We start from the raw sequence: 24,025 nt of genomic DNA on the forward strand, positions 1-24,025 counted from the left end.
GGCCTTGTGATTCAATTCCGGCTGATGTATAGGCTCGCCGACCGTTTTAGAAGCCGTGGCTTTTCAATAGCTGCGGCTTCGAGTTTTAAAAAGGGGCGCATCGACGCAGGCCACGGCCCGTCGGCAGCGCCACAAGCCAGGAAAAACGACAATGAAGGCCGACATCCATCCCGACTACCACACCATCAAGGTCGTCATGACCGATGGCACCGAATACTCGACCCGTTCGACCTGGGGCAAGGAAGGCGATACGATGAACCTCGATATCGACCCGACCACGCACCCGGCCTGGACCGGCGGCCAGCAGACCTTGCTCGACCGCGGCGGCCGCCTGTCGAAGTTCAAGAAGCGCTTCGAAGGCTTCGGCCTCTAAGCCGGATACGCCTGACAGATTTTGAAAAACCCGCCCACGAGGCGGGTTTTTTGTTGCCATGACAGCTCCCTTCTCCCCGTATAGGACGGGGAGAGGGGCGCTATCGTCAACTGTTTCGCAAATCGCGAACGTCGCCTACTCGCCCACCAGTTCCCGCAGCGCCATGCGCTTGTAGGCCGCGACGAGCCTGTCGCCCTCCTGGCGGTCGACCGAGATCGCCAGCCGCATGGCGGCCTCGCCCATCTGCCAGACCAGGAAGGCTGTGGTTTCCAGTGCCACCGGATCGGCGTCGGGCCGCAGTCGCTTCAGCACCGCGACGAGGAATTCGGCATTGGCGCGGCTGTCGGCGAGCTCGAGCTCGCGCAACGCCTTGTCGGCCTGCGTGCCCGACCAGATGTCGCGCATCACCGGCTCGGCCAGGAACAGCCGGTAATAGATATCGACCAGCTCCGAGAACGCCCGCCGCAAGCCCTCGGCGTCTGCGACATCCTTGAGCGCCGCGGCGATACAGGCCTGGCTTTCGGCGGTGTAGCGCTCGGCCAGCGCCCAGACGATCGCCCGCTTGTCGGGGAAGAACTGGTAGAGCGAGCCGATCGACACGCCTGCCCGCTCCGCCACCTCGCCCATGCGCATCGCGTCGCTGCCTTGCGCGGCGATCAGCGCCGAAGCGGCGGCGAGCATGCGTTCGACCCGCTCGCGGCTGCGCTGCTGGCTCGGGGAGCGGCGTGGCGAGGCCACCGATCCATCCTGCTGATGCGGCGCGGCACCTCTGCCTTCCATGGAGCCCTCCGGAAAGATTCTGCGACAACTCGCTTGACTCACAAAATACGAGGGTTTATCACGTTTTGCAAATGTGAGGATTACTCATATTTGTAAACCGAGGAGATCGAGATGACTACGAAACCTGTTTTGATCCTGGGCGGCACCGGCAAGACCGGCCGGCGCCTGGCCGAACGGCTGACCGCCAGGAACATTCCCGTGCGCATCGGCTCCCGCGCTGGCACGCCACCCTTCGACTGGTTGGACAAGGAAACATGGGGCCCTTCGCTCGAAGGCGTCGGCGCCGTCTACATCAGTTACTATCCGGACATCGCCGTGCCGGGCGCCGCCGAAACCGTCGAGGCGTTTGCCCGGCTTGCCGTCGAACGCGGCGTCAGGCGCCTGGTGCTGCTCTCCGGTCGCGGCGAGCCTGAAGCCCAGCGCGCCGAGGAGATGTTGAAGGCCTCCGGCGCCGACTGGACCATCCTGCGCTGCGCCTGGTTCTCGCAGAATTTCAGCGAGGGCTTCCTGATCGAGTCTATCCTCGAGGGCGAGGTCGCCTTGCCGGTCGGCAATGTCGGTGAACCTTTCGTCGATGTCGACGACATCGCCGACGTCGCCGCAACCGTCCTGACGGAGCCAGGTCATATCGGCCAGCTTTACGAGCTCACCGGCCCGCGCCTGCTGAGCTTCGCCGACGCCGTCGCCGAGATCGGCAAGGCCGCCGGCCGTGACATCCGCTACCGGCAGATCTCACATGCCGAATTCACCGAGGCGGTGGCGGCGCACAACCTGCCGCCGGAATTCGCCTGGCTGCTCGACGAACTCTTCACGAAGGTGCTCGACGGCCGCAACGAGACGCTGGCCGACGGCGTGCAGCGCGCGCTCGGCCGCCAGCCGAAGGACTTCTCCGCTTACGCAACCGAAACCGCCGCCAGCGGCGTCTGGAGCAACTGAGATGATGAAACTTCTTCCCACCCTCACCTTCATCGCCGCGATCGGCTCCGGCGTCGTCGGCGGCGTCTTCTTCGCCTTTTCCAATTTCGTCATGGCGGCGCTCGCCCAGCTGCCTGTCCCAAGCGGCATCGCTGCAATGAATTCGATCAACGTCACGGTGATCACGCCGACCTTCATGACGGCGCTGTTCGGCACCGGCCTCATTTGTCTCGTGCTCATTGCCGCCGTTCTCTTTGGCTGGAGCCAGTCGGGCTCGTACTGGCTTGTGGCCGGCGCCGTGATCTACCTGATCGGCAACCCGATCGTGACCATGGTCTTCAACGTGCCGCTCAACGACGCGCTCGCCGCCGTCGACCCGGCAAGTGCCAACGGCGCCGCCGTGTGGGCGAACCATCTGAATGCATGGGTGATGTGGAACCACGTCCGCACCGTCACCGCCATCGTGTCGATGGCCTGCTTTATCATGGCGCTGATTTGAAAGGCGTCTGGCTCAACGCAAAAGACCCGGCTTCAAGCCGGGTCTTTCGTTTTGTGGCCCTTGCGATCCGAGTGGCCGAGATCCCGCTCCGGATCGATGACGTCGCGGACCAGCTGCTTGAGCTTCGCGGCGTCGGGAAACCCGCCGTCGCGCTTGCGCTCCCAGACAAGCGTGTCGTTGCAGGAAATGCTGAAGATGCCGCCGGTGCCGGGCACCAGCGTCACTTCGCCGAGATCGGTGCCGAAGGTCGAGAGCAGCTCCTGCGCCATCCAGCCGGCTCTGAGCAGCCACTGGCACTGCGTGCAATAGGTGATGCGGACGGTGGGCAGCGGCTTGTCGCTCATCTGGATTGAGCTTCGCTCATATCTCGGACTTAGGCCGCGCTGAGCTTGGCCATGGTCTCGTCGTCGACCTCGAAATTGGCGTAGACGCTCTGCACGTCGTCGTCGTCCTCGAGCGTGGCGACCAGCTTCATCAGCGACTGCGCGCGTTCCTCGTCGACCGGAACGTTGTTCTGCGGCTGCCAGATCGGCTTCACCGATTCCGCCTCGCCGAGCGAGGCTTCCAGCGCCTTCGACACGTCGCCGAGATTCTCGAAGGCGCAGTAGATGGTGTGGCCTTCCTCGTCCGATTCGACGTCGTCCGCGCCGGCTTCGATCGCCGCTTCCATGACCTTGTCGGCGTCGCCGGCCGATGCCGGATAGTAGATCTCGCCGGCCCGGTTCCACATGAACGACACCGAGCCGGTTTCGCCCAGCGCCCCGCCGGCCTTGGTGAAGGCGGCGCGCACGTTCGAAGCCGAACGGTTGCGGTTGTCGGTCAGCGCCTCGACGATCAACGCCACGCCGCCCGGGCCGTAGCCTTCATAGCGCACGGCCTCGTAGTTTTCGCCGTCGCCGGCGGAAGCCTTGTTGATGGCGCGCTGGATGTTGTCCTTCGGCATCGACACGGCCTTGGCGTTCTGCACGGCAAGGCGCAGCCGCGGGTTCATAGCCGGATCCGGCGTTCCGGTCTTGGCGGCGACGGTGATTTCGCGCGCCAGCTTGGAAAACATTTTCGACCGCACCGCGTCCTGGCGGCCCTTGCGGTGCATGATGTTCTTGAACTGTGAATGGCCAGCCATGGCACCCCTGTCGTGTTCAGCTAGAGCATCCTGAAGCCAGGTGAAGACACCTCGCTCTTCTCAAAATGCTCGAATACAAATTTCAGAGCGTCCCTGATACGCCTGTGGGGCATATGGCGCTCGCTGTCGGAATGGCCGGCTTATAGATAAATCGGCTCAATTCGTCCAGCCGCGCGTGACAGCGGATGCGCAAGGCACTGCCGCAGGCCTCGGAGTTGACGAAGAAACGTGCTTCGCTTCAATGCCCTTCGCCGGACCTTGCCTTCTTGCGCCGCCGCGCCAGCATGTTGAGCCCCTCGACCAGCGCCGAAAAGCCCATCGCCGCGTAGATGTAGCCCTTCGGCACGTGGTAGCCCATGCCGTCGGCTATCAGCGTCATGCCGATCATCAAAAGGAAGCCCAGCGCCAGCATGACGATGCTGGGGTTCTTGGCGATGAAGTCGGCAAGCGGCCCGGCCGCCAGCATCATCACGCTCACCGCCACGATGACGGCGATGTACATGATGGCGATCTCGTCGGTCATGCCGACGGCGGTGATGATCGAATCGATCGAGAAGACGAGGTCGAGCAAAAGGATCTGGAAAATCGCGCCGGCGAGCGAGATCTGCAGCGTCTCGCCGAGCATCGTGTCCTTGTGATCCTCGGGATCGACCGTGTGGTGGATTTCCTTGGTCGCCTTCCAGACCAGGAACAGGCCGCCGGCGATCAGGATCAGGTCGCGCCAGGAGAAGCCGTGGCCGAGCGCGGTGAACACCGGCGTCGTCAGCTGGACGATGATCGAGATGGTGGCGAGCAGCACCAGCCGCATGATCAGCGCCGCCGAAATGCCGAGCCGGCGCGCGCGCGCCCTTTGCGCCTCGGGCAATTTGTTGGTCAGGATCGAGATGAAGATCAGATTGTCGATGCCGAGCACGACCTCCAGCACCACCAGCGTCAGGAGCGCCACCCAGGCGGTCGGGTCGGAGACGAAGGCAAAGTGCGGCGCCAGGAATTCGATGAGCTGCATGGAGGTCGTCCCCTCTACGATCTGAAGCAGGTGTCGCCGCCAGTTAGGTACTGACGCCGCTCATATCAATGTCACGACCAGAAGGACGGTGCGGTTTCCTCGAGCCGCGGCCCGCGACGAAACGGCGCGATCTTCTCGGCCAGCCCGGTGCGGTCGGAGATGTCGACGCCGACGCCACACAGCGTCGCCGGCCCGCTCGCCGCCTCGAAGCGGCCTTTCGGCACTTTCGACAGGAAGCGGTTGAGCGGCTCCTCCTTGTCCATGCCGAGCGAGGAATCGTAGTCGCCGCACATGCCGGCATCCGACAGGTAGGCGGTGCCGCCGTTGAGGATCTGGTGGTCGGCGGTCGGCTGGTGGGTATGGGTGCCGACGACCAGGCTGGCGCGGCCGTCGACGAAATGCGCGAAGCACATCTTTTCCGACGTTGCCTCGGCGTGGAAATCGATGACGACGGCATCAGCCTGCTCGCCGAGAGGGCAGGCGGCGAGTTCGCGCTCGCCGGCCTGGAACGGATCGTCGAGCTCGGGATGCATGAAGACCCGCCCCATGATGTTGGCGACCAGCACGCGCGCGCCGTTCCGGGCGATGTAGACGCCGGAGCCGCGCCCCGGCGTGCCCTTGGGGAAATTGGACGGACGCAGGAAGCGCTCCTCGCGCGGCGCGAAGACCAGCGCGTCGCGCTGGTCCCAGACGTGGTTGCCGGTGGTGACGACGTCGGCGCCGGCGGCGAGCGTCTCGCGAAAAATCTCCTCGGTGATGCCGAAGCCGCCGGCGGCGTTCTCGCCATTGACGATGACGAAGTCGAGCTTGAAGTCGGAGATCAGGCCCGGCAGTTGCTCCCACACCGCCGCGCGTCCAGTTTTTCCGACCATGTCGCCGAGGAAAAGAAGTCTCATATGATCCCGTGCCGAAAGTCCGCCAAGCAAAAGCTGCATGACTTTCCGCAAAAGATCATGCGTTCTCAAACGCTTTTCTACAATTCCGGCGTGAACCGGCGCAACCCGCTCTCTGTCAGTATTTCCGGAATGATGACGTCGTGGTTCTCATCGGGGACCTGTGCCACCTCCTGGCAGTCGAAGGCGATGCCGATCAGCCTCGGCGTCAGCCCCTTGTCAGCCAGCTTGCCGATGGCACGGTCGTAGTAGCCGGCGCCGTAGCCGATGCGATGGCCGCGCGCGTCGAAGGCGGCGAGCGGCACCAGCATGACGGACGGATCGAGCACCGCCGCCTCCTCATGCGGTCCGACCGTGCCGAAGCCCATCTCGACCATCGGCGCGCCGCGCACCAACTCGCGAAAGACGATCGTGCTCTTGTCGAGGATGGCAGGCAGGCAGAGCCTGGCGCCCTTTTCGCGAAGCGCAAACATCAGCGGCCGCACGTCGACCTCGGAGCGCATCGGCCAGAAGCCGGAGATGATCTGCCCCGGCTCTACGGCGATCTGGTCGCGCGCCGTCTCGGCCATCTCGAGCGCGATCTCCACGCGCCAGAATTCGTCGAGCGCATCGCGGCGCGCCAGCGCTTCCTTGCGCAGATGTTTTTTCAGGTCTTTGGCAGATGTCATGCGCGGACGCTAGAAAAGGTCAGATCTGGAGGGAGTTTTAGGAGCGACGTTTTCTGACACATCATCCACGGGGAGTGGATTCTTTGCCGTCAGGTGACGATCCACACAACCGGTGGAGAGGTCGATCCCGGGTGCCTACAAAGTAGGTGGGCGCCGTGTGAGAAAACCCACGGGTCTTCCCAGGGACAGCTCCCTAAGGATCGATAAGGCCCCGGGGATAAGTTTCACCTGCCGGGAAGCGCAGACCGCCGAGACCAATATAGGCCGATGGCTGCCCGAGCGCCAGAGAAACGGCTGGCCGCACCGACGTTATTCGCCGCTTCGGGGGACCGCCGAACGAAGCGTCCCCTGCCCCGCTCTTGCGCCGCCGAGTTCGCCTCCTTACGGTCGCCGCAAAACGGCCAGGAGAAAAAATGCGTTTCGAAGGCACCGCGGCCTATGTTGCCGACAAGGATCTGATGGTTGCTGTCAACGCGGCGATCGCGCTCGAGCGGCCCTTGCTGGTCAAGGGCGAGCCCGGCACCGGCAAGACCGAGCTTGCCCGCCAGGTGGCGTCAGCGCTCGGGCTGGATTTCATCGAATGGAATGTCAAGTCGACCACCAAGGCGCAGCAGGGTCTCTACGAGTATGACGCCGTTTCGCGGCTACGCGACAGCCAGCTCGGCGACGACCGCTTTAGCGATATCAGGAACTACATCAAGCGCGGCAAGCTATGGGACGCCTTTGCCGCGCCGAAGAAGGTGGTGCTTCTGATCGACGAGATCGACAAGGCCGACATCGAGTTTCCCAACGACCTCCTGCAGGAACTCGACCGCATGGAATTCTTCGTCTACGAGACCGGCGAGACGATCCACGCGGCGCTGAGGCCGATCGTCATCATCACCTCCAACAACGAGAAGGAACTGCCGGACGCCTTCCTGCGCCGCTGCTTCTTCCACTATATCCGCTTCCCCGACATCGAGACGCTGCACCGCATCGTCGACGTCCACTATCCCGGCATCAAGCAGAACCTGGTGCGGGCGGCACTCACGCAGTTCTACGAGATCCGCGACGTGCCGGGCCTGAAGAAGAAGCCGTCGACCTCCGAGGCGCTCGACTGGATCCGCCTGCTGGTCGCCGACGACATCGCGCCGGAAGACCTGCGCGCCGACCCCAAGAACATGCTGCCGAAGCTGCACGGCGCGCTGTTGAAGAACGAACAGGACGTGCATCTGTTCGAGCGCCTGGCCTTCATGGCGAGACGGCAGGGCTAGGCCCAGCAACAGCGCTTTCCCCGGCTGTGGACCTTTGCCGTCAACCGGCCTCCGAGGCAGCGTCGTATCGGAAAAGTTCGGAGGAAACGAAATGACCGAGATCACCATTCGCCCGCTCGCGCAGTCAGATCATGCCGACTGGCGGCGCCTGTGGACGGCCTACCTCACTTTCTACGAGACCGAGCTGCCGGACGAGGTCTACGCCCTGACCTGGAAGCGGCTGTTCACGGAAGGCGAGTTCGAGCCGAAAGGTTTTATCGCCACGCTGGACGGCAAGGCGGTGGGTCTCACCCACTATATCTACCACCGCTCCTGCTGGTCGCTGGTCAACAACTGCTACCTGCAGGACCTGTTCGCTGACCCGGGCGTGCGCGGCAAGGGCGTGGGCGCTGCGTTGATCAAGGCGGTGCAGGACGAGGCCGGCAAGATCGGGGTGAAGAATGTCTACTGGATGACGCATGAGACCAACGCCACCGCGCGCCGGCTCTACGACCATGTTGCACGGCGGACGGGCTTCATCGAATACGATCTGCTATAGATGGCCGCATGTTCCTCCCCTTCTTTCTCGAATTGAAAGCCGCGCGGGTTCCCGTTTCGCTCAGGGAATATCTGTCGCTGCTGGAGGGGCTGGAAGCCGGGCTGGTCGACTATGATGTCGAGGGTTTTTATTACCTCGCCCGCGCGGCCCTGGTGAAGGACGAGCGCCATATCGACCGCTTCGACCAGGTGTTCGCGCATGTCTTCAAGGGCGTCGAGGCGCTTGGCGGGCCGGACGCCGTCGAGGCCGCCAACATCCCCGAGGAATGGCTGCGCCGGCTCGCCGAGAAGCACCTGACCGAGGAGGAGAAAAGGCTGGTCGAGGCTCTGGGCGGCTTCGAGAAGCTGATGGAGACGCTGAAGCAGCGGCTGGAGGAGCAGAAGGGCCGCCACCAGGGCGGCTCGAAATGGATCGGCACCGGCGGCACCTCGCCCTTCGGCGCCTATGGCTACAATCCCGAAGGGGTGCGCATCGGCCAGTACGAAAGCCGCCACCGCCGCGCGGTAAAAGTCTGGGACAAGCGCGAATTCAGGAATTTCGACGACGGCGTCGAACTCGGCACGCGCAACATCAAGGTGGCGCTGAAGCGGCTGCGCCGGTGGGTACGCGAAGGCGCCGAGGAGGAGTTCGATCTGCCCGGCACCATTCACGCCACCGCCGAGCACGGCTATCTCGACGTCAAGACGCGGCCGGAGCGGCGCAACGCGGTCAAGCTTTTGATGTTCTTCGATGTCGGCGGTTCCATGGACGATCATATCAGAGGCGTCGAGGAGCTGTTCTCCGCCGCCCGCGCCGAATTCCGACAGCTCGAATATTTCTACTTCCACAACTGCCCCTACGAGCGCGTCTGGAAGGACAATCGCCGCCGTCTGGCCGAGACGATCCCGACCTTCGACCTCATCCACAAATACGGCACTGACTACAAGGTGATCGTCGTCGGCGATGCCTCGATGAGCCCGTACGAGCTGGCGCATCCCGGCGGCTCGGTGGAGCACTGGAACCCGGAGGCCGGCAACGTCTGGCTCGGCCGCCTGCTGCAGCAATGGCCGAATGCGATATGGCTGAATCCGGAGAGCCAGAAGAACTGGGGCTACACCCATTCTATCGGGATGATCCGCGACATCTTCGGCGGCCGCATGTTTCCGCTGACGCTTGCCGGCCTGGAAGCCGCGACCAGGCAGCTTTCACGGAAGCATTGAGTGTGACGGTAATTCGCGAAAGTCGGCGCCGCCCCTCATCCGCCTGCCGGCACCTTCTCCCCGTATAGTGACGGGGCGAAGGGGGCCGGCCGCAAGCTCAACACTTCTTCCTGCGACGTTGGCGATTGGCGAAACCATCAATGAGAGCGCCCCTCTCCCCGTCACGATACGGGGAGAGGATGCCGGCAGGCAGGTGAGGGGCGGCGCCGACGACAATAAGGAGAGGCCAATTCGAAGCCAGCGGCGATTGCCTTGTCAGTCCCTGCGCTGGTCAGTGGTGTAACAAACACCTATCTTGGTGCGAATATGAGGCGCCAACCAACAACGAGCCGCCAAGGCCGAGGAGATTTTCATGGACACCCACGCCTATCCCGTCACCCGTACCGATGCCGAATGGCGCGCCCGGCTGACGCCCGAGCAATATGCCGTGATGCGCAATCATGGCACCGAGCGGCCCGGCAGTTGCGCCCTGCTTTACGAGAAGCGCGCCGGCACGTTTTCCTGCGTCGGCTGCGACCAGCCGCTGTTCGAATCCAAGCTGAAATTCGAGAGCGGCACCGGTTGGCCTAGCTTCAACGACCCGGTGCCGGGCTCGGTCGAGACCACGGTCGACCGCAGCTACGGCATGGTGCGGACCGAATGCCACTGCGCCCGCTGCGGCAGCCATCTCGGCCATGTCTTCGAGGACGGCCCGCCGCCGACCGGCCTGCGCTACTGCATCAACGGCGTGGCGCTGAAATTCGAGCCGGCCGCCTAGAGCAATTCCAGGAAAAGTGCGCAGCGGTTTTCCGTCCGGAATTGCGTTAAAACAAATAGTTAGGGCGGGTCAGCGATCTCATGAAACGCTGAACCGCACTAACGGCCGTCGCAACCTCATCGTCTGCAAAGGGCGGCTCCGGCCGCCCTTTTTCGTTTCAAGCCACGACTGTCGCGATCAGCCACAGCGCCGAGCCCAGCATCATCAGCGAGGCCTTGCCACCGCCTGACTTTTCCGCGGTTCGCCAGACGGCGAAGGTCAGGAAGAGATTGTAGGGCACCGGCGCGAAATGCACGGTCAGGACCAGCCAGAGCGGCAGCTTCAGCCCGAGCAGGATCAGCGCCGGCACCGACGATGCGATGTTGATGGCCGTACCGACAAAGGCCATGTCGCGCCAGAACAGCCGGTCGAGCGGCACCCGGCCCCGCCAGCGCGAGCGGAAGAAGCCGGCCAGGCCAACGAGCTTGCTGGACACCCTGCCGGCAGGATGCGAATCGTCCATCGGTTGGGCCCCGCTTGCGATCATGCCGCTTCGAAAATGCCGGAGCCTGCCGTCAAAGCAAGCCCCCGCGACACGTGACGCGAATATGACACGGAAATCTGGCATCAATGCTCAAGCGGGCCGGAAACCTGTGTTCCGCATTGCCAGCCAGTCATTTTGCAGCGCCAGCATGGAGGAGTTCAAAATGAGCGATCATGTCTACAATGTACTTTTTCTCTGCAATGCGAACTCGGCCCGGTCGATCATGGGGGAGGCCATCCTGAACCGGGTCGGCGCCGGTCGTTTCAAAGCCTATTCTGCCGGCTCGCAGCCGAAAGGAGCCGTCAACCCCTATGCGCTGCAGCTGCTGGAAAGCCTGAAATACGACACGTCTTTCGCCCGGTCGAAAAGCTGGGAGGAGTTTTCCGGACCTGACGCGCCGGAGATGAACTTCGTCTTCACCGTCTGCGACAACACGGCGAATGAAAGCTGTCCGATCTGGCCCGGCCATCCGATGACCGCGCTTTGGGCGGTCCCGGACCCCGCCAAGGCATCCGGCACGGAGGCCGAACAGCATCTCGCCTTCGCCGAAGCTTATCGCATGCTGAGCAACCGCGTCGCGGTGTTCACCAACCTGCCGATGGGCTCGCTCGACAAATTGGCGCTGCAGCAGCATCTGGACGAAATCGGCCGCGACGAGGCCGGGCCAAACTGAGAAGCAGGCAGGTTGGGAGAGCAAACGACCGTCGGGCCTAGGGCCGGGCTTCCCCCAAAACCACGACGACGGCCTGCTCGAAGCGCGAGCATTCCGTCACCAGCCAGTCGGCCATTGCCGGCCAGTTGTCCTCGGCGTAGCAATTCACCCGCCACATCGAATTGATGCCGAGGCCCTCGCAACTCTGTTCGGGCCTGAGTTTCAGCCTGCCCTCGATCGCCGGCTGAAACGGCTTCAGCCGCGACCACGATTCGGTGGCGCCGAACTTTTCATTGCGGCCGAAGAAGACGCCGACGTGGTTCTGCGCCGGCGCGACATACATGGAAAGGACCAGTGCGAAATCCGGCAGCCCGCGCTGCCAGAACCAGGGCCCGCGGCGCGCCAGCGAGGCCCTTTCGTCAGGGTGCCGCTCCGCGAACAGGGTCCAGAAGCCGCGCTGGCGGAACTCCGAGGCGCGGCCGCCGCCAAAGTCGAATTCGCTCATGGTCTGATGCTCGCAGCAGCCTGCCCAAGGAGCAATTCCAGGAAAAGTGTGAAACGGTTTCCGTCCGGAATTGCGTCTATGCAAAGGTATAGAGCCTGTCTTACAGCACAGCAGCCGGCCGGAGCACAACTGATACATCCCGGTCGCCAAGGGCGGCCGGGTCAATCATGTCGTGGTGAATGTAGTCGAGGCCGCTCCGCCGGCTATCGCGCGCGGCAATGCCTCCAGGCTAAAGCGAGGAAGCTACGGGGCGAGGCTCCAGATGCCTCGCCCGCGTCAATCCGAAAGAATTGCGAAAGCGGACCGGACCGCGTTCTCAGACCATGCCGAGGGCGGCTTTGTAGAGGTCGAGAATGGACTCCTCCTCCTGGCGCTCCGCCTGGTCCTTCTTGCGCAGCCGGATGATGCTGCGCATCGCCTTGGTGTCGAAGCCGGTGCCCTTGGCCTCGGCGAACACGTCCTTGATGTCGTCGGAAATCGTCTTCTTCTCTTCCTCGAGCCGCTCGATGCGCTCGATGAAGGCGCGCAGCTGGCCGGCGGCAACAGTCTGGCTGGTCTCGGTGATATCGTCGGCCATTTTTCTCTCCGCGTCGTTTGGCTACCGGCGACTCGCGAAGGCCGGCCGGCAAATTGGAGCGGGTTCGATGCCCGAGCAGGCGCGGCGGGTCAAGACATTATCGGTGCGGCATGAACGGTTAGGCACGCCCCAAGGTGCGTTGAGATTCAGGTCAGGCCGAGTCGAGAATGGTGGCTTCCGAGAACCGGCGCGGAGCGCACTTAAAGTACGTGAGCACCGGAAGCGCAGGAAGCCGCCATTCGCAGGCCGGCTTCACCTGAATGCAACACACCTTAGCTGAATGCGATCAGCAAATCCTTGGCATCGATCTGGTCGCCGGCCTTGACCAGCACTTCGGCGACCACCCCGTCGCGCTCGGCATGCAGCGCCGTCTCCATCTTCATCGCCTCGATCGAAAGCAGCACGTCGCCGGCCTTGACCGCCTGGCCGGCGGCAACGGCAAGTGCCGAGACCACGCCCGGCATCGGCGCGCCGACATGCGCCTCGTTCCCGGGCTCCGCCTTGCGCCGCGCCTTGGCGGCTGACGCGCCATGCGCGCGGTCCGGCACCTTGACGCGCCGCGGCTGGCCGTTGAGCTCGAAGAACACGGTGACCATGCCCTTCTCGTCGACGTCGCCGATGGCAAGGCAGCGCACCACCAGCGTCTTGCCCTTCTCGATGTCGACGAAGATCTCGTCTTCCGACTTCATGCCGTAGAAATAGGTCGGCGTCGGCAAGACGCTGACCGGCCCATAGGTTTCTTGCGCGGCGGCGAAGTCGGTGAACACCTTCGGGTACATCAGCCAGGAGGCGAATTCATACTCGCTGAGCCTGCGCTCAAGCTTTCCCTCGATGTCCTTGCGGCTGGCCTTGAGGTCGGCCGCTTTAAGCAGCGAGCCTGGCCGCACCGTGATCGGCTTGTCGCCCTTCAGCGCCTTCTTTTGCAGCGCCGGCGGCCAGCCGCCGGGCGACTGGCCGAGATCGCCGCGCAGCATCGAGACCACCGAATCCGGGAAGGCGATGTCACGCGCCGGGTTTTCGACATCGGCGACGGTGAGGTCCTGGCTCACCATCATCAGCGCCATGTCGCCGACGACCTTGGACGACGGCGTCACCTTGACGATGTCGCCGAACATCAGGTTGACGTCGTGATAGGCCTGCGCCACCTCGTGCCAGCGCGTTTCGAGGCCAAGCGAGCGCGCCTGTTCCTTGAGGTTGGTGAACTGCCCGCCGGGCATTTCGTGCAGGTAGACTTCCGAGGCCGGCCCCTTCAGATCGCTTTCGAAGGCCGCGTACTGGTTGCGCACCGCTTCCCAGTAGAACGAGATCTTGCGGATCCATTGCGGATCGAGGCCGGGATCGCGCTCGGTGCCCTTCAGCGCCTCGACGATCGAGCCGAGGCAGGGTTGCGAGGTGTTGCCCGAGAAGGAATCCATCGCCGCATCGACGGCATCGACGCCGGTCTCGACCGCCGCCAGCACGGTGGCCGCCGACAGGCCCGACGTATCGTGCGTGTGGAAATGGATCGGCAGGTCGGTCGCCTCGCGCAAGGCCTTGAACAGCACGCGCGCCGCCGACGGCTTCAAGAGCCCGGCCATGTCCTTGACGGCGATGATGTGGGCCCCGGCGGCCTCGAGTTCCTTCGCCAGCCCGACATAGTATTTGAGGTCGTATTTGGCCCTTGCCGGATCGAGGATGTCGCCGGTGTAGCACATCGCCGCTTCGATCAGCTTGCCCTCGACGCCGACCGCGTCCATCGCGACGCGCATGTTCTCGACCCAGTTCAGGCAGTCGAAGACGCGGAACAGGTCGACGCCGCCGGCAGCTGCCTGCTTGACGAAATGCTGCACGACATTGTCCGGATAGTTGGTGTAGCCGACGCCGTTGGCGCCGCGCAAAAGCATCTGCAGCAACAGGTTCGGCGCGGCTTCCCGCACTTTGCCCAGCCGCTCCCACGGATCCTCGGTGAGGAAGCGCATGGCGACGTCGAAAGTGGCGCCGCCCCAGCATTCCAGCGACAGCAATTGCGGCAGCGCCTGCGCATAGGTGCCGGCGATCCCGGCAATGTCATGCGTGCGCATGCGGGTGGCGAGCAGCGACTGGTGGCCGTCGCGCATCGTCGTGTCGGTGACCAGCACCTGGGTCTGGGCGCGCATCCAGGCGGCGAATTTGTCCGGGCCGAGCGCATCGAGCTGCTGCTTGCTGCCGTCCGGCACCTTGCCGTTGAGATAGGGCACCACCGGTGCCGCCGCATCGGCCTTGGGCATCGGCCGGCCGCGCGTTTCCGGATGGCCGTTGACGCTGACATCGGCAAGGTAGTTGAGCAGCTTGGTGGCGCGGTCCTGCCGCTTCACCTGCTGGAACAGCTCCGGCGTCGTGTCGATGAACTTCGTCGTATAGGAATTGTCGGCGAAGCTCGGGTGATTGATGATCGCCTCGAGGAAGGTGAGGTTGGTCGCCACGCCGCGAATGCGGAACTCGCGCAGGGCGCGGTTCATGCGGGCGATCGTCTCGGCTGGCGTCGGCGCCCACGCCGTCACCTTCTCCAGCAGCGGATCGTAGAAGCGGGTGATGACCGCGCCCGAATAGGCGGTGCCGCCGTCAAGCCGAATGCCGAAGCCGGTGGCGCCGCGATAGGCGGTGATGCGGCCATAGTCCGGGATGAAATTGTGCTCCGGATCCTCGGTGGTGATGCGGCACTGCAGCGCGTGGCCGTTCAGCCTGATGTCCTTCTGCGCCGGCACGCCCGAGTCCGGCGTGCCGATGGCGAAGCCGTCGAGGATGTGGATCTGCGCTTTGACGATATCGATGCCGGTCACCATCTCGGTGACGGTGTGCTCGACCTGGATGCGCGGATTGACTTCGATGAAGTAGAATTTGCCGGTATCGGCGTCCTGCAGGAACTCGACCGTGCCGGCGCCGATATAGCTGGTCTCGTTGGCGATCCTCAGCGCGTACCCGCACAGCTCCTGGCGCAGCGCTTCGCTCAGATAAGGCGCCGGCGCCCGCTCGACGACCTTCTGGTTGCGGCGCTGGATCGAGCAGTCGCGCTCGAACAGATGCACGGCATTGCCATGGGTGTCGCCGAGAACCTGCACCTCGACATGGCGGGCGCGTTCGATCAGCTTCTCGAGATAGACCTCGTCCTTGCCGAAGGCGGCCTTGGCCTCGCGCTTGCCTTCCATCACCTCGCGGGCAAGGTCGGCTTCGGCGCGGATGGCGCGCATGCCGCGGCCGCCGCCGCCCCACGAGGCCTTGAGCATCACCGGATAGCCGATTTTCTCGGCAAGCTTCTTCACCGCTTCCATGTCGTCCGGTAGCGGATCGGTGGCAGGCACGACGGGCACGCCGACCTCGATCGCCAGATTGCGCGCCGCGACCTTGTTGCCGAGCCGGCGCATCGTCTCCGGCTTCGGGCCGATGAAGGTGATGCCGGCGGCGGCGCAAGCCTCCGCGAATTCCGGGCTTTCCGAAAGCAGGCCATAGCCCGGGTGGATGGCGTCGGCTCCCGACAGCCTGGCGACGCGGATCACCTCGTCGATCGACAGGTAGCTTTCGATCGGCCCCATGTCCTTGGCAAGATGCGGTCCGCGCCCGACCTGGTAGCTTTCATCAGCCTTGAAGCGGTGCAGCGAGTACTTGTCCTCCTCGGCCCAGATCGCCACGGTTTTGAGGCCGAGCTCGTTGGCCGCGCGAAAGACGCGGATGGCGATTTCGGATCGGTTGGCGACGAGGATCTTCGTGATGGCCAAGGACAGGGCTCCAAAGGCTGGGAGGATGGGGGCTGGAGCAATGATTAGCGTGAAAATGCTGCAGTGCAAACGGATTCGCGCGACACCTAAACCGATTTAAATAGTTCGTTCGCGCCAACCTTGTTCGAACAAAAAGAAAATGCCCGGCGCGTAGCGCCGGGCATTCGCAATTGAGGCCGTTTTGCCGGCTTATTGCTCGAAGTAGGTGTACTTGCCGTCGTCACCCTTCTTCCAGGTGTACAGCACGTAGTCAGGGCGGGTGATGTCGCCCTTGGCGTCATAGCCGATGTCGCCGATGGCGGTCTTCCACGGGCCGCTCTTCTTGATCTCGTCCGCAACCTTCTGCGCGTCGTCAGCGGAACCGACCTTGGCGGCGGCAGCGGCGACGATCTGCAGGGCGGCATAGGAGTAGAGCGTGTAGGCTTCCGGCTCGAAACCGGCGGCGCGGAACTTCTCGACGAGTTCCTTGGCGTTCGGGTTCTTGCGCGGATCCGGAGCGAACGTCATCAGCGTGCCGTTGACGGCGTCGCCGGCGATCGAGGCCAGTTCGTTCGAGACGATGCCATCGCCCGACATGAACTGGGCCTTGAGGCCCTGGTCGGCCAGCTGGCGCATGATCAGGCCGGCTTCGGTGTGCAGGCCGCCATAGTACACGACGGAGACGCCGGCTTCCTTCATCTTGGCGATGAGGGCCGAGAAGTCCTTGTCGCCGACATTGATGCCTTCATAGAGGGCTTCGGTGACGCCATTGCCGTTCAGCGCCTTCTTGGTTTCGTCTGCGAGGCCCTGGCCGTAAGGCGTCTTGTCGTGGATGACGGCGATCTTGGCGTCCTTGAAGTTCTTGGCGAGATAGTCGCCGGCGACCTTGCCCTGCTGGTCGTCGCGTCCGCAGGTGCGGAACGTGTTCCACAGGCCGCGCTCGGTCAGCTGCGGGTTGGTGGCCGAAGGCGTGATCACCAGGATGCCGTTCTCGGCATAGACTTCCGAGGCCGGGATGGTGACGCCCGAGTTGAAGTGACCGACAACATACTTGACGCCGTCGGCGACGAACTTGTTGGCGACCGAGATGCCCTGCTTCGGATCCGACACGTCGTCGCCGATCTCGAGCTTGATCTGCTGGCCGTTGATGCCGCCTGCAGCATTGATGTCGGCGGCGGCCTGCTCGGCGCCCTTCTGCAGCTGCGCGCCAAAGGCGGCGTTCGGGCCGGTGATCGGACCGGCGACGCCGATCAGGATGTCAGCCCACGCGCTGCCGCTGAACGCGACAAGCGCGGTCAGAGCCACGGCGGACAAGAGTGACTTTTTCATATAAACGCTCCCATTTACGGAGTGGGCGTGGATGATACTTTCATGCGATGCCCACCCTTATCGCAGAAAGCATAGTTTGCCGATTTTCAGGCACTTGTCACGCCGTTTCATCCCCGAGACGGCGTTAATCATGAACGTCAGCCTTTCGGCTTCCAGCTCAAAAGCGAGGCTCTTTCGTAGAGCCAATTATACTGTGTCACCATCTGGTTGGTGCGCGTGTATTGATAGCCAAGGAAGCCCAGTATGATCAGCACGATGGTGTCGACGATATAGTAATGCAGCGAGAACATCGTGCCGTCGAACAGCGCATGATGGATGAACCGGATGCCGATGCCGAGCCCGAGCATGTAGAGGAACAGCTGGAAGAAGCTGCGCCATGTCTGCGCGCTGGCCTTGCCTGTCATCCAGGCGGCCCAGCCGCCGAGCAGGCAGGTGACGAACAGGAACTGGAAGATCGAGGGTTCCTCGTAGAGAATGCCCTGCATGATGAAGTCTCCCTAGCACGATCCCGAAAAGGTGCAGACTTTTCGGACAACGATCATGCGACAAACAAACAAGGTGGAGCGGAATACCGGATGCACATATTCCGCTCCAATCTCAGTGGTGGCCGCCTTCGAGATAGGCGGCGCGCACTTCCGGATTGGCGAGCAGTTCCTTGCCGGAACCGCTCATCGTCACATTGCCGTTGACCATGACATAGCCGCGATTGGCGAGCTTCAGCGCGCCGAAGGCGTTCTGCTCGACCAGGAACACGGTCAGCCCTTGCGTGCGGTTCAGCTCGCGGATGGCGTCGAAGATCTGCTTGACGATCAGCGGCGCCAGGCCCAGCGACGGCTCGTCGAGCAGGAGCAGCTTCGGCCGCGCCATCAGCGCGCGTCCGATCGACAGCATCTGCTGCTCGCCGCCCGACAGCGTGCCGCCGCGCTGGCCGATGCGCTCTTTGAGCCGCGGGAACAGCGTGAACACCTTCTCGACGTCCTCGTCATAGTATTTGAGGTTGTCGAGGCTGGCGCCCATCTGCAGGTTTTCCATCACCGTCATGCGCGGGAAGATGCGGCGACCTTCCGGCGACTGGGCGATGCGCATTCGGGCGATTTCGTGCGTCGGCAACTGTGTGATGTCGGTGCCGGCGAAGGTGATGGTGCCCGCGCGGGCGCGCGGCGCGCCGAAGATGGTCATCATCAGCGTCGACTTGCCGGCGCCGTTGGCGCCGATCAGCGCCACGATCTCGCCCTGGTTGACGGTGACGTCGACGCCATTCAGCGCCCGGATGTTGCCGTAGTAGGTCTGGACGCCCTTGATATCGAGCAGCGTTGTGCCGGCCATTACTTGCGCCCTCCACGCGGCTTGGGTGTCGGGGATTTTCCGGTCGGCTTGGCCGGGGCCGGCGAAGCGGGCTTCGCGGCGGCAACGGGCTTCACAGGTTTGCTCGCAACGGCGGCGCGCGCGCGCGCATCGACCTGAGCTGCCTTCGAGGCGCCCCTCGACACCGTGACCCGCTCGCCCTGGTCCGCATGTTCGACAGAATCGGAAACCGGGCCCGCCATCATCGAAGCCGAGCTTCCTGGCCCGTGCGCGGAATCGGGGCCGGTGTCGAGCTGCTCGATCACGGCCTCGTCGCCGACCTCGGTCAGCACCGTCTCGACCTCCTCGTCGTCGACGCCGAGATAGGCGGCAATGACGCGTGGATCGGTCCTGACCGACTGCGGACTGCCGTCGGAGATCTTGCGGCCGTATTCGAGCACGACGACATGGTCGGAAATCTGCATCACCACCGACATGTCGTGCTCGATGAGCAGGATCGAGGTGCCGGTGTTGTCCTTGATGTCGTTCAGCAGCTCGTTGAGGGCCGCCGATTCCTTCGGATTGAGGCCGGCGGCCGGCTCGTCGAGGCACAGAAGCTCGGGGCCCGTGCACATGGCGCGCGCGATCTCCAGCCGCCGCTGCGCGCCATAGGGCAGGTCGCCCGCCGGATCGTCGGCGCGATCGACCAGGTTGGCCTTCTCCAGCCAGTGCTTGGCAAGCTCGATCGATTCGGCCGAGGCCTGCCGGTAGCTCGAGAAGCCGAACAGGCCGAGGAACGTGTAGCCGGATGCCTTCATCAGCTTGTTGTGCTGGGCGACCAGAAGGTTCTCGAGCAGCGTCATGCCCGAGAACAGGCGGATGTTCTGGAAGGTGCGCGCCACCTTGGCGCGCGCCGGGATCTCATGGTTGGGCAGGCGCTCGAGCAGATAGCTCGAACCGTCTTTCCGGTTGAGCGTGATCATGCCTTCCGACGGCTTGTAGAAGCCGGTAATGCAGTTGAACACGGTGGTCTTGCCGGCGCCGTTGGGGCCGATCAGCGCGGTGATCTCGCCGCGCCTGGCCTGGAAGGACAGGTCGCCGATGGCGATGAGGCCGCCGAACTTCATGGACAGGTGCTCGACCTGCAGGATGAAGTCGCTCGAGGAAGGGGTCGCGTTCATCAGCCGTGACCCTCCTTGGTGAAGGAGCCTGAGACCGCTCTTCGCTCCTTCAGGAAGGCTGTCGGCTCGCGACTGCCGACGAAGCCGCGCGGCTTCCATAGCATGACGACGACCATCGCCACGCCGAACAAAAGCATACGGTAGAGTTCCGGCGTGAAGTCGGGACCGAAGCCGGGAATGAGGGTTGTGTCGCCCCATCTCAGGCCGGTCTTGAGGAAGTCCAGCTCGCGCAGGATCTCGGTGCCGCCAATCATCACCGCCGCCGCGACCGCGATGCCTCCCAGCGAGCCCATGCCTCCCAGCACCACGATGGCAAGGATGATCGCCGATTCCAGGAAGACGAAGGACTCCGGACTGACGAAGCCCTGGCGGGCAGCGAAGAACGACCCGGCGAAGCCGCCGAACATGGCGCCGGTGGCGAACGCCGTCAGCTTGGTGGTGGTGGTGTTGATGCCGAGCGAGCGGCAGGCGATCTCGTCCTCGCGCAACGCTTCCCAGGCCCGGCCGACCGGCAGCCGGCGCAGCCTGATGGTGACGAAGGCGGTGAGCAGGCAAAGCAGCAGGATGAGATAGTAGAGGAAGATCTTGTAGTAGGCGCCCGACTGGGCGATGCCCAGCACCTTGGAGATGTAGTTCGGGTCCGAGACGTTGAACGATATCAGGCCGAAGAAGGAGACTTTCGGAATGCCGGAAATGCCGGCCGAGCCGTTGGTCACCTCGCGCCAGTTGATCAGCACCAGGCGGATGATCTCGCCGAAGGCAAGCGTCACGATGGCCAGATAGTCGCCGCGCAGCCGCAGCACCGGGAAGCCGAGCATGACGCCCCAGAAGGCGGCCATGCAGCCGGCGGCCGGCAGCAGGATCCAGAACGACAGGCCGAAATGCGTGCCGAGCAGCGCGTAGGCATAGGCGCCGACCGCGTAGAAGGCGACGTAGCCGAGGTCGAGCAGGCCGGCCAGCCCGATGACGATGTTCAGCCCCCAGGCAAGCATCACGTAGATCAGGATCTGGATGCCGAAATTATCGACCCATTTCAGCGAGCCCTGGAAGCCGAACAGCAGGACCATCGCGATCGGGTACAGGAACAGCACGGCGATGCCGATCTTGTTGAAGTTGCGGCGCACGAAGCTGGGTTCAGCCGCGACGGCGGGCGCCGCAGCCTTCTGCGCCTTGGCGCGCTCCAGCGCCGGCTGCCCGAAGCCGACATAGAGGAAGCGCCCGACGGCGGTGAGGATCACCACCAGGGCAAGCAGGCCCCAGCGCTGCACCAGGATCAGTTCGTTGGAGATGTTCTGGTCGGTCCTCAGACCGATGAACAGTACGAACAGGCCGAGCGAGACGGCGCCGGCATAGAGCGCCTCGCGGAAAGCGCGCTGGATGGGAGTGGCGACGGTATCGCTCTCCGGGGACACGGTAACGGCCATGAGCTCAGACCTTTTCGACTTCAGGCCGGCCCAGAATGCCGGAAGGCAGGAAGATCAAGACGATCGCCAGGATCGAGAAGGCGGCGACGTCCTTGTAGTCGATGGAGAAATAGGCCGACCACATGCTCTCGATGAAGCCGATCAAGAGGCCGCCGAGCACGGCGCCGGGCAGCGAGCCGATGCCGCCGAGCACCGCGGCGGTGAAGGCCTTCACGCCGGGCACGAAGCCGTCCGAGAACACCACCACGCCGTAATACATCAGGAACAGCGTGCCGGCGACGGCGGCCAGCGCAGCGCCCATGATGAAGGTGATCGAAATGGTGCGGTCGACGTCGATGCCGAGCAGCGCGGCCATCTTGCGGTCCTGCTCGCAGGCGCGCTGCGCCCGGCCGAGCGCCGTCCTGTTGACCAGGTACCAGAACAGCGCCAGCAGCACCACGGTGACCACCACGATGATGATCTGCTTCAGCGACACGCTGATGCCGTCGAAGCTGTAGACCTTGGACACCAGCGGCGGGATCGGCTTGTTGCGCGGACCCTGCGTAACCTGGACGAAATTGGACAGCGCGATCGACATGCCGATGGCGGTGATCAGTGGCGCCAGCCGGAACGAACCGCGCAGTGGCCGGTAGGCCACCTTCTCGATCGTCCAGTTGTAGAGGCTGGTCAGAAGCATCGCCACGATCATCATGATCAAGAGCGCGATGACGACCGGCACCGAATAGAACAGGGCGCCGAGGATGAGGAAGACGATGAGGGCGGTGAAGGCCCCGACCATGAAGATGTCGCCATGGGCGAAATTGATCATGCCGATGATGCCGTAGACCATCGTGTAGCCGATCGCGATCAGGCCATAGATCGATCCCAGCGTCAGCCCGTTGATAAGCTGCTGGACGAAGTACTGCATACTGCCGTGGCTCCCCTGGAATGTCGCCCGCTTTCGGGTCGCACTCCTTTTCGTATTTCCCCTAGTCGTAAAGTTTCGAGCCCGGATTGCAACGTGATTTTTCAATCGCCTCGCGTGTTTTGGAAGCACGCCGTCCGATTGTCCGTTTTGCGCCGTCCGACCCCTGGACTATCGCGGACCCTATCATTGGCATAACGCAATGTCTTTGACGATTCGGCCGTATGATGCGCTTCGTTTCGAAGAAATCGCCGTCAAGATTAGGTGATGGAGCGATTCCTTGCGTCGGCGAAGGTCGCCCGTCTCGCGCTCCTTCGCCTTTCGCCAGGTCGGGATTCTTTCACATATGACATTCGTGTGACGGCGCGGCCGTGGGCGAGCGCCGGCCTGCTCGATGGGGTTGCTTGCGGGGATGAAGTTTCAGTAGGCGGAGCCGCCTTCTCCGCTCAGACTGTGCCGCTCGGTGCCGCTCAGCGGCGGGTTGAAGACGCTGACCAGCACCATGTCGCCGGCGGCATCGGCGCGCAGGTAATGATCGTCATGCGCGTCAAGCACATAGATGGTCCCGGGCTCGATGCGATGGATCGCGCCCGACATATCCTCGACTTCGCCCTGGCCCGAGATGCAATAGCAGGCCTCGAGATGCCGCCGGTATTGCAGGCGCGACTCGCTCCCTGCCCGCACGACGGTATGACAGACGGTGAACCCCATGCCGTCTCGCCGGGTCAGCAGCCGGTGGCTGGTGCCGTTGCCCCAGTCGACGAAGAAGTCAGTTTTTTCTACATCGGCCAGTTGCCTGGTGAACATGGTATCTCTCTCTATGAAAGGGGCGTGGGACGACCACGACGACGGAATGATCTGGCTTCGCTCTGTTTTGGCTGCTATTTTCTGGATCAACATTCGAAGCTGCCTTCAGCATGTCGCGACCCGAGGCGGGTTTCAAATGACCGTTTTTCGTTGAACACATTAGAAAAATTTACAGATGGACTATCTGCCGCTGAACGCCATCCGCGCTTTCGAGGCCGCCGCGCGCCATCTCAGCTTCTCGGCCGCCGGCGAGGAACTGCATGTCACCCATCCGGCGGTCAGCCATCAGATCAGGCGGCTGGAGGAATGGTTGGGCGTGCCACTGTTCCACCGGGATGCCCGCAAGGTCCGCCTGACCGATGCCGGCCTGACCCTGCAGGTCTCGGCGAACGCGGCCCTCTCCGACCTTGCCGCCGCCTGCCGGCGCATCCGCAGGAACGGGGCCGTAGCATCGCTGTCGGTGGGCTGCATTCCATCCATCGCCAGCCGATGGCTGGTGCCGCGCTTGCCGGACTTCACCGAACGCCACCCGGAGATCGCCATCCGCGTCGCCTACGCGAAAGCCGAGGACCGGCTTAAGGACGATGACAACGACGTCCTCATCACGCTCGGCGCGGATCCGTCCCCCAACGCCACCAGCCTCAAGCTCTTTTCCCGCATGAGCCGGCCCGCCTGCAGCCCGCACTATCTGGCGCGCAAGGGCCGGCTCGGGTCGCCGGCCGAGATTGCCGCGGCGGACCTTTTGCATGACGAGACGCGTCAGGGCTGGCGCGAGTGGTTCTCGCAAGCCGGCATGGCCGGGGCCGACGTGGGCACCGGGCCTGTCTTTGCCGATTTCAACATACTGGCGACGGCCGTCATCGCCGGTCACGGCGTCGCCCTTTGCCCGATCGAGGTTTTTCGCGAGGAGCTGCGGCGCGGCGATCTCGTCGTCGTCTCCGACATCGCGACCGACACGGACAAGGGCTACTATCTGACCATGTCGGCGCAACCCTCGGCCGCCGAAATCACCTTCGCCGACTGGTTCCGCGATCAGGTCTCGACGAACGGCGAGGAAGCCTGACGCCCTCGAGCAGCGACGGCGTCGCCTTATTTGTTTTTTACGCATTTCCGGACGGAAGGTTA

General features: G+C 63.6%; 25 protein-coding genes, 1 other RNA gene and 1 pseudogene. 9 read left to right on the forward strand and 18 right to left on the reverse strand.

All coding sequences use genetic code 11. From position 1 onward, the window contains the following. Positions 1-151: 151 nt before the first annotated feature. Positions 152-373 (forward strand): 50S ribosomal protein L31, encoded by a 222-nt coding sequence (rpmE, locus tag PU724_RS16915; protein ID WP_023668748.1) that lies wholly within the window; start codon positions 152-154, stop codon positions 371-373. Positions 374-508: 135 nt separating this feature from the next. Here rpmE and PU724_RS16920 read toward each other — a convergent pair whose 3' ends face one another. Beyond that, positions 509-1,153, reverse strand: a complete 645-nt coding sequence (locus PU724_RS16920) for a TetR/AcrR family transcriptional regulator (RefSeq protein ID WP_292105695.1) — start codon at positions 1,151-1,153, stop codon at positions 509-511. Positions 1,154-1,264: 111 nt separating this feature from the next. Here PU724_RS16920 and PU724_RS16925 point away from each other — a divergent pair, with 111 nt between their 5' ends. Beyond that, positions 1,265-2,089 carry an NAD(P)H-binding protein gene (locus PU724_RS16925; RefSeq protein WP_354423022.1) on the forward strand — a complete coding sequence of 275 codons (825 nt, stop codon included), beginning with the start codon at positions 1,265-1,267 and terminating at the stop codon, positions 2,087-2,089. A 1-nt stretch (position 2,090) separates the two neighbouring features. Then, entirely contained in the window at positions 2,091-2,567 is a 477-nt protein-coding gene (locus PU724_RS16930; RefSeq protein WP_354423024.1) for an anthrone oxygenase family protein, read from the forward strand. Positions 2,568-2,599: 32 nt separating this feature from the next. On the opposite strand, the gene PU724_RS16935 is transcribed toward PU724_RS16930, so the two are convergent. The 6 genes from PU724_RS16935 to ssrS all read right to left on the reverse strand — a co-directional run bounded on the left by PU724_RS16935 (position 2,600) and on the right by ssrS (position 6,507). Next, positions 2,600-2,911 (reverse strand): Rdx family protein, encoded by a 312-nt coding sequence (locus PU724_RS16935; protein ID WP_281015742.1) that lies wholly within the window; start codon positions 2,909-2,911, stop codon positions 2,600-2,602. Between the two features lie 29 nt (positions 2,912-2,940). Beyond that, positions 2,941-3,690, reverse strand: a complete 750-nt coding sequence (locus PU724_RS16940; RefSeq protein WP_127282976.1) for a YebC/PmpR family DNA-binding transcriptional regulator — start codon at positions 3,688-3,690, stop codon at positions 2,941-2,943. 238 nt (positions 3,691-3,928) lie between these two features. Further along, positions 3,929-4,696: a TerC family protein gene (locus PU724_RS16945; protein WP_127282975.1), complete on the reverse strand. Its 768-nt coding sequence runs from the start codon at positions 4,694-4,696 to the stop codon at positions 3,929-3,931. A 71-nt stretch (positions 4,697-4,767) separates the two neighbouring features. Next, entirely contained in the window at positions 4,768-5,592 is an 825-nt protein-coding gene (locus PU724_RS16950) for a TIGR00282 family metallophosphoesterase (protein ID WP_292105686.1), read from the reverse strand. Positions 5,593-5,669: 77 nt separating this feature from the next. Next, positions 5,670-6,257 carry a 5-formyltetrahydrofolate cyclo-ligase gene (locus tag PU724_RS16955; protein ID WP_354423027.1) on the reverse strand — a complete coding sequence of 196 codons (588 nt, stop codon included), beginning with the start codon at positions 6,255-6,257 and terminating at the stop codon, positions 5,670-5,672. Between the two features lie 94 nt (positions 6,258-6,351). Beyond that, positions 6,352-6,507: non-coding RNA, 6S RNA (ssrS, locus tag PU724_RS16960), on the reverse strand. A 163-nt stretch (positions 6,508-6,670) separates the two neighbouring features. On the opposite strand from ssrS, the gene PU724_RS16965 reads away from it, so the two are divergent. From PU724_RS16965 to msrB, 4 genes are all read left to right on the forward strand, one after another. Continuing rightward, on the forward strand, positions 6,671-7,510 hold the full coding sequence (locus PU724_RS16965) for an AAA family ATPase (RefSeq protein ID WP_128272225.1): 840 nt from the start codon (positions 6,671-6,673) through the stop codon (positions 7,508-7,510). A 91-nt stretch (positions 7,511-7,601) separates the two neighbouring features. Continuing rightward, the gene (locus tag PU724_RS16970; protein WP_354423029.1) at positions 7,602-8,048 is read left to right on the forward strand and encodes a GNAT family N-acetyltransferase; all 447 of its coding nucleotides are present in this window, start codon (positions 7,602-7,604) and stop codon (positions 8,046-8,048) included. Between the two features lie 8 nt (positions 8,049-8,056). Further along, positions 8,057-9,247: a vWA domain-containing protein gene (locus PU724_RS16975; protein WP_354423031.1), complete on the forward strand. Its 1,191-nt coding sequence runs from the start codon at positions 8,057-8,059 to the stop codon at positions 9,245-9,247. Positions 9,248-9,599: 352 nt separating this feature from the next. Next, on the forward strand, positions 9,600-10,004 hold the full coding sequence (gene msrB, locus PU724_RS16980) for a peptide-methionine (R)-S-oxide reductase MsrB (protein ID WP_127391014.1): 405 nt from the start codon (positions 9,600-9,602) through the stop codon (positions 10,002-10,004). Positions 10,005-10,161: 157 nt separating this feature from the next. Here the strand turns inward: msrB and PU724_RS16985 are convergent, their stop codons facing one another. After that, on the reverse strand, positions 10,162-10,506 hold the full coding sequence (locus PU724_RS16985; RefSeq protein WP_354423033.1) for a hypothetical protein: 345 nt from the start codon (positions 10,504-10,506) through the stop codon (positions 10,162-10,164). 184 nt (positions 10,507-10,690) lie between these two features. Here PU724_RS16985 and PU724_RS16990 point away from each other — a divergent pair, with 184 nt between their 5' ends. Next, entirely contained in the window at positions 10,691-11,200 is a 510-nt protein-coding gene (locus PU724_RS16990) for an arsenate reductase ArsC (protein ID WP_127282968.1), read from the forward strand. 37 nt (positions 11,201-11,237) lie between these two features. On the opposite strand, the gene PU724_RS16995 is transcribed toward PU724_RS16990, so the two are convergent. The 10 genes and pseudogenes from PU724_RS16995 to PU724_RS17040 all read right to left on the reverse strand — a co-directional run bounded on the left by PU724_RS16995 (position 11,238) and on the right by PU724_RS17040 (position 22,900). Next, positions 11,238-11,684 carry a hypothetical protein gene (locus tag PU724_RS16995; protein WP_354423035.1) on the reverse strand — a complete coding sequence of 149 codons (447 nt, stop codon included), beginning with the start codon at positions 11,682-11,684 and terminating at the stop codon, positions 11,238-11,240. Positions 11,685-12,000: 316 nt separating this feature from the next. After that, complete coding sequence (locus tag PU724_RS17000; protein ID WP_127282966.1) at positions 12,001-12,261, reverse strand: DUF2312 domain-containing protein; 261 nt, start codon at positions 12,259-12,261, stop codon at positions 12,001-12,003. Positions 12,262-12,533: 272 nt separating this feature from the next. After that, positions 12,534-15,992, reverse strand: coding sequence for a pyruvate carboxylase (gene pyc / locus PU724_RS17005; RefSeq protein WP_354423037.1), 3,459 nt, complete (start codon positions 15,990-15,992; stop codon positions 12,534-12,536). A 189-nt stretch (positions 15,993-16,181) separates the two neighbouring features. Then, positions 16,182-17,300, reverse strand: a complete 1,119-nt coding sequence (locus PU724_RS17010; RefSeq protein WP_127282964.1) for a branched-chain amino acid ABC transporter substrate-binding protein — start codon at positions 17,298-17,300, stop codon at positions 16,182-16,184. Positions 17,301-17,437: 137 nt separating this feature from the next. Continuing rightward, positions 17,438-17,785 carry a DUF6867 family protein gene (locus tag PU724_RS17015; protein ID WP_127282963.1) on the reverse strand — a complete coding sequence of 116 codons (348 nt, stop codon included), beginning with the start codon at positions 17,783-17,785 and terminating at the stop codon, positions 17,438-17,440. Positions 17,786-17,897: 112 nt separating this feature from the next. After that, positions 17,898-18,626, reverse strand: a complete 729-nt coding sequence (locus PU724_RS17020) for an ABC transporter ATP-binding protein (protein ID WP_128272213.1) — start codon at positions 18,624-18,626, stop codon at positions 17,898-17,900. Positions 18,627-18,637: 11 nt separating this feature from the next. Further along, positions 18,638-19,765 (reverse strand): annotated as a pseudogene (locus PU724_RS17025) (ABC transporter ATP-binding protein); the annotation flags it as partial. Continuing rightward, positions 19,765-21,189, reverse strand: a complete 1,425-nt coding sequence (gene livM, locus PU724_RS17030) for a high-affinity branched-chain amino acid ABC transporter permease LivM (protein ID WP_127309970.1) — start codon at positions 21,187-21,189, stop codon at positions 19,765-19,767. The pseudogene PU724_RS17025 and the gene livM, both read right to left, overlap by 1 nt. 4 nt (positions 21,190-21,193) lie before the next feature. Then, positions 21,194-22,096, reverse strand: coding sequence for a branched-chain amino acid ABC transporter permease (locus tag PU724_RS17035; protein ID WP_127282959.1), 903 nt, complete (start codon positions 22,094-22,096; stop codon positions 21,194-21,196). A 417-nt stretch (positions 22,097-22,513) separates the two neighbouring features. Further along, positions 22,514-22,900 (reverse strand): ectoine synthase, encoded by a 387-nt coding sequence (locus tag PU724_RS17040; RefSeq protein WP_354423039.1) that lies wholly within the window; start codon positions 22,898-22,900, stop codon positions 22,514-22,516. A 175-nt stretch (positions 22,901-23,075) separates the two neighbouring features. Between PU724_RS17040 and PU724_RS17045 the strand changes: the two genes are divergently transcribed. Continuing rightward, on the forward strand, positions 23,076-23,963 hold the full coding sequence (locus PU724_RS17045; RefSeq protein ID WP_354423041.1) for a LysR substrate-binding domain-containing protein: 888 nt from the start codon (positions 23,076-23,078) through the stop codon (positions 23,961-23,963). Positions 23,964-24,025: the final 62 nt, after the last annotated feature.

The sequence above is a fragment of the Mesorhizobium abyssinicae genome, from assembly GCF_049887195.1.
Taxonomy (GTDB): Bacteria; Pseudomonadota; Alphaproteobacteria; order Rhizobiales; family Rhizobiaceae; genus Mesorhizobium; species Mesorhizobium abyssinicae.